This window comes from Streptomyces sp. NPDC051563 (genome assembly GCF_044454225.1).
In the GTDB taxonomy this organism is placed as follows: domain Bacteria; phylum Actinomycetota; class Actinomycetes; order Streptomycetales; family Streptomycetaceae; genus Streptomyces.
In genome coordinates, this window is the sequence record NZ_JBITDL010000071.1 from 1 (window position 1) to 5,426 (window position 5,426).

The window sequence follows — 5,426 nt, forward strand, 5'->3', positions numbered from 1 at the left end:
CGCTGGACCCCCGAGGGCCGCCTGCACCTCCCGTACGCCACCCCCGACGTGCCGTGCGGGCTCCTGGGCATGACCCTCCCGGTCGCCCCGCCCCCCCCCCCCCCCCGGGGCCCCCCGCCCCCCCCCCCCCCCCCCCCCCCCCCCCCCCCCCCCCCGGCCCGCTCTTGCCCGTGCGATCTCCCTTGACCCCTCGGGCTGCTTCGGCCTAGCGTGATCAGTGGCGATGGAAAGCGCTTTCTATGCGCCATCCGAAGGCACCGAAAGAGAGCGCACACGTGAAGCCACCCCACCCGCCGATCACGACGCCGATCACGACGCTGGCCACGGACGAGACCGGCTTCCTGCGGAACGGCAGCCCGCACCGGATCGTCTCCGCGGCCATCCACTACTTCCGGGTGCACCCGGACCTCTGGGCCGACCGCCTGCGGCGCCTGCGGGCGATGGGCGTGAACACCGTCGAGACCTATGTGGCCTGGAACGTCCACGAGCCCCGGCCCGGCGCGTTCGACTTCGACGGGCCGAACGACGTCGCGGCCTTCGTGCGCACCGCCGGCGACCTGGGACTCGACGTCATCGTCCGGCCGGGCCCCTACATCTGCGCCGAATGGGAGTTCGGAGGGCTGCCCGGATGGCTGCTGGCCGACCGCACGATGCGGCTCCGCCGCCGCCACCCCGCGTACCTGGCCGCGGTCGACGCCTGGTTCGACGCCCTGGCCCCGGTACTGGTTCCCCTGCTCGGCAGCCGGGGCGGTCCGGTGGTGGCCATGGGCGTCGAGAACGAGTACGGCAGCTTCGGCAACGACACCGGCTATCTGGAACACCTCCGCGACGGCCTGGTCCGACGGGGCCTCGACTGCCTGCTGTTCACCACCGACGGCGCCGACCACGGGTTCCAGCTCGGCGGCCGCATCCCCGGCGTCCTGACCACCGGGACCTTCGGCTCGCGCCCCGAGAGCTCCCTCGCCACCCTGCGCACCTACCAGCCGCACGGCCCGCTGGTCTGCGTGGAGTACTGGCACGGCTGGTTCGACCACTGGGGCGAGCCGCACCACACGCGCGACGCGCAGGACGCCGCCGACACCCTGGACAGCCTGCTCGCCGCGGGTGCCTCGGTGAACATCTACATGGGGCACGGCGGCACCAACTTCGGCTGGTGGAACGGCGCCAACCACGACGGCACTTCCTACCAGCCCGACGTCACGAGCTACGACTACGACGCCCCCGTCGGCGAAGCGGGCGAACTCACCCCGAAGTTCCACCTCTTCCGTGAGGTCATCGGCCGTCACACGGCCCCCGTCACCCACGAGCCCCCCGCCCTGCCCCCGCGGGTGGCGCCCCGGACGTTCGCCGTCGGGGGAAGCGTCTCGCTGGCCGACTCCCTGGACGTACTCTCCAAGCCCGCGCACCACGTCGAACCGCTGACCATGGAGGAAGCCGGCCAGTCCCTGGGCCTGATCCACTACCGCACCCGCCTGCGGGGACCCCTGCCCGAGGCGGCCCTGCGCATCGACGGGCTGGCCGACCGGGCCCAGGTCTTCCTGGACGGCCGGGAGATCGGGCTGCTGGAACGGGACGAGCCGCTCGCGGCACTGACCGTCGCCGTACCCGACGGGGGAGCGGAGCTCGACATCCTCGTGGAGAACCAGGGACGCATCAACTACGGCCCCCTGCTGGCCGATCGCAAGGGCATCCGCGACGGGGTCAGGCTGGACAACCAGTACCAGTTCGGCTGGGAGACCAGGCCGCTGCCCCTCGACGACCTGTCGGGACTCGCCTTCGGCCACGGCGCCCTCCCGGACGGCCCGTCCTTCCACCGGGTCACCGTCGAACTGGACTCCGCGGCCGACGCGTTCCTCGCGCTCCCCGGGTGGACCAAGGGCATGGTCTGGCTGAACGGCTTCGCCCTGGGCCGGTTCTGGGAGCGCGGCCCGCAGCGCACCCTCTACGCACCGGGCCCCCTGTGGCGCGCGGGCGGGAACACCCTGGTGATCCTCGAACTCCACCGGCCCGGGACCACTGTCGAACTCCGCGACGCACCGGACCTCGGCACGGAGGCGCCCGCGCCCATCCCCGTCTGGTAGCCCCGCCCGGCGCCGCGCCGGCCGGCCGGGCCCGTGGGGGCCGGATGGGCCACGGTGCGGCGGCGTGCGGCCGCGTCGCGGCCGGGGGCGGTGCGGGCCCTGCCATCGTGGGCCACCGCATCCGCCTTCCCGGGAGGTACCCCCGTGTCCCGACGCCCGCACGGCCGCTCCGGTCGGATCCGTCCGTCGCTGCGCCTGGCCGCCGCCACCGCCGTGTGCGGCGCCCTGCTCGCCGTCTCCGTACCGCCCGCACAGGCCGGAGCGGACCGCAATCCGCCGCCCGGGGCCGCCCTCCAGCAGGAGCTGCGCGAGCTGGTGGAGCGGCCCGACGGGCCGCCCGGGGTCATCGCCGTCCTCGCCGACGGCGACCGTACGCAGGTCTACCGGGCGGGCGCCGGCGACGTGGAGAGCGGCCGCCCGCCCCGGGCGACGGACCACATGCGGATCGCCAGCGTCGCCAAGGCCTTCAGCGGAGCGGTGGCCCTCCGGCTCGTCGACCGCGGCCGGCTGCACCTCGACGACACGATCGGCGAGGTCCTGCCCGGGCAGCCGGCCGCCTGGCACGCGGTGACGCTCCGTCAACTCCTCAACCACACCAGCGGACTGCCCGACTATTCGAGCTCCCCGGGGTTCATCGACATCATCTCCGAGGACCCCCGCCACCACTTCGACTCCCGCCGCCTGCTCGACTTCGTCGCCGACGAGGACCTCGGCTTCCCGCCGGGCAGCCGCTACGCGTACTCCAACTCCGACAACATCGCCATCGCCCTCATGGCCGAGGCCGCCACCGGACGCCGGTACGAGACGCTGCTGCGCGAGCTCGTCTACGAGCCCCTGGGCCTGAAGGCCACGAGCCTGCCCCAGGGATACCGGCTGCCCGATCCCTACCTCCACGGCTACCAGATCGACCCGCAGGAGGGCCCCGTCGACGTCAGTGAGGCCGTGGGCGCCTCGGGAGCCTGGGCCTCCGGGGGCATCGTCTCCACGCCCAAGGACCTCACCGCCTTCATCCGGGGCTACGCGGGCGGCACCCTCGTCTCGGAGCGCACCCGGCGCCAGCAGTTCCGCTTCATCCCCGGCGCCCTGTCCCAGCCCCCCGGCCCCGGCCGCACCGAGGCGGGCCTGGGGATCTTCCGCTACACCACGCGCTGCGGGACGGTGTACGGCCACACCGGCAACACGGCCGGCTACACGCAGCTCGCCGCGGCCACGGCGGACGGCCGGCGCTCGCTGACCTTCACGATCACCGCGCAGACCTCCCTGACCAGCAACCCGGACCTGCTCGCACACGTCCGGGAGGTCCAGGAGGACTTCGTCTGCGCCCTGCTGCGCAAGAACTGACCCGCCACCCGAACCCGCACCCGCTCCCGCGGGTGCGGGCTTCACCCCCATGGGGGAAGCTGGGAAGACCCCGGTGCCGCCGGCGGCACGCAGAGTGGCAAGGAAGGTCTTCCGTGAACGTTTCCGCAGGTGGGCGCCCCGCACGCGCATCCCGGCGCACGGCGCGGAGAACGGCGACCCTGCTGTGTGCGATGGCGGCCCTGACGGCCGCACTGGTCCCGGCCGCCGCGCTCCCGGCGTCCGCCCGCACCGGCGCCGCGTCTGCGGCGCCGACCCTGGATCCCCAGGACCCGGTCGTGGTCGTCGACTGCTCCTCGCAGGCCCAGGTGCGCCCCGCGGAGTACCTCCTCGCCTGCGGCGACGGGAACAACCGGCTCGTCGGCCTGCGCTGGAACAGCTGGGGACCGGGCAGCGCCACGGCCACCGGCACCGACATGGTGAACGACTGCCGCCCGTACTGCGCGGCCGGCCGCTTCCGCGCCTACCCGGTCACCGTGACCCTGAGCCGGCCGCAGGCCTGGCCGGACCACCCCGATCTGCGGCAGTTCACCACGATCCGGCTCGTCTACACGGACACCGCACCGGAGCCGGTCGCCAAGGACGTGACCTACAAACTGGTGTACTGACGCGGGCCCCGGGCCCCCCACGGGATACGGTCGGCCGCATGGACCTTGATCGACAAGGGTGGCGCCGGTGCCTGTCCGCGGGCGCGGTGTTCGCCGTCTGCATGGCCGGCACCACGCTGCCGACCCCCCTCTACGGGCTCTACCAGGAGAAGTTCGGCTTCTCCGCGCTGATGGTCACCGTGGTGTACGCCGTCTACGCCTTCGGGGTCATCGGCGTCCTGCTGCTGGCGGGCAACGCCTCGGACGCCGTGGGCCGGCGGCCGGTGCTGCTGGCCGGTCTGGGATTCGCCGCGCTGAGCGCCGTCTGCTTCCTGTGCGCCGACGGGATGCCCTGGCTGTACGCGGGGCGGCTGCTGTCCGGCCTGTCCGCCGGCCTGTTCACCGGGGCCGCCACGGCGTACGTGATGGAGCTGGCGCCGCCCGGCGGCGCCGCCCGGGCCACCTTCGTGGCGACGGCCGCCAACATGGGCGGGCTGGGCTGCGGCCCGCTGCTCGCCGGAGTCCTCGCGCAGTACGCCTCCTGGCCGCTGTACCTGCCCTTCGTGGTGCACCTCGGCCTCGTGGCGGGCGCGGTCCTCGTCCTGCTGACGCTTCCGGAAACGGTCCGCGAGCGGCGGCCGCTGAGCACCGTACGACCGCAGCCGCCCGCCCTGCCTCCGCAGGTACGGGCGGTGTTCGGACCGGCCGCGACCGCCGCGTTCGTGGGATTCGCCCTGTTCGGGGTGTTCACCTCCGTCAGCCCGGCGTTCCTCGCCGAGTCGCTGGACGTGCACAACCGGGCCCTGAGCGGGCTGGTGGTCGCCCTGGCCTTCTTCGCCTCGACCGCCGGGCAGCTGGCCGTCGGCCGGGTCGGCGTGCAGCGCTCCCTGCCGCTGGGATGCGCCGTGCTCCTCGCCGGGCTGGCGCTGCTCGCGGGCGCGCTCGTGTGGGACCTGCTGGCGCTGGTGGTGCTGAGCGCCCTCGTCGGCGGACTCGGGCAGGGGCTCGCCTTCCGCGGGGCCCTGTCCGCCGTGGCCGGGGCCTCTCCCGCGGACCAGCGGGCCGCCGTGATCTCCACCCTGTTCCTGGTGGCGTACGTGGGCATCTCGCTGCCCGTGATCGGGGTGGGCCTGCTGGAGGGCCCCCTCGGGCTCGAGGGCGCGGGACTGGTCTTCATCGCCTGCATGGCGGTGCTCGTCGTGTCCGCGGCTGGCTACCTGCTCAGGCGCCCGGCACGGGCCGCCGCGAACTGAGCGCACGGAACCGGCACCGCCCGGCCACGGGCGGCGCGCGGGCCCGCGAGGCCTAAAGGTTGTTTCAGAAGGTCCGTCTTATGCAGGCCGGAGTGGTGATTGACCTGCTGTTTCACCGTGTCATGGCGAGGTTGTGCATGGTGGCG

General features: G+C 73.9%; 4 protein-coding genes. All 4 read left to right on the plus strand.

Annotation, left to right across the window (positions count from 1 at the left end):
- Window positions 1-275 precede the first annotated feature (275 nt).
- Window positions 276-2,081: a beta-galactosidase family protein gene (locus ACIA8F_RS39075; RefSeq protein ID WP_399385807.1), complete on the plus strand. Its 1,806-nt coding sequence runs from the start codon at window positions 276-278 to the stop codon at window positions 2,079-2,081.
- A gap of 144 nt (window positions 2,082-2,225) precedes the next feature.
- The gene (locus ACIA8F_RS39080) at window positions 2,226-3,422 is read left to right on the plus strand and encodes a serine hydrolase domain-containing protein (protein WP_399385808.1); all 1,197 of its coding nucleotides are present in this window, start codon (window positions 2,226-2,228) and stop codon (window positions 3,420-3,422) included.
- Window positions 3,423-3,535: 113 nt separating this feature from the next.
- Window positions 3,536-4,048 (plus strand): hypothetical protein, encoded by a 513-nt coding sequence (locus ACIA8F_RS39085; protein WP_399385809.1) that lies wholly within the window; start codon window positions 3,536-3,538, stop codon window positions 4,046-4,048.
- Between the two features lie 38 nt (window positions 4,049-4,086).
- Entirely contained in the window at window positions 4,087-5,280 is a 1,194-nt protein-coding gene (locus ACIA8F_RS39090; RefSeq protein WP_399385810.1) for an MFS transporter, read from the plus strand.
- The last annotated feature ends 146 nt before the right edge of the window (window positions 5,281-5,426 follow it).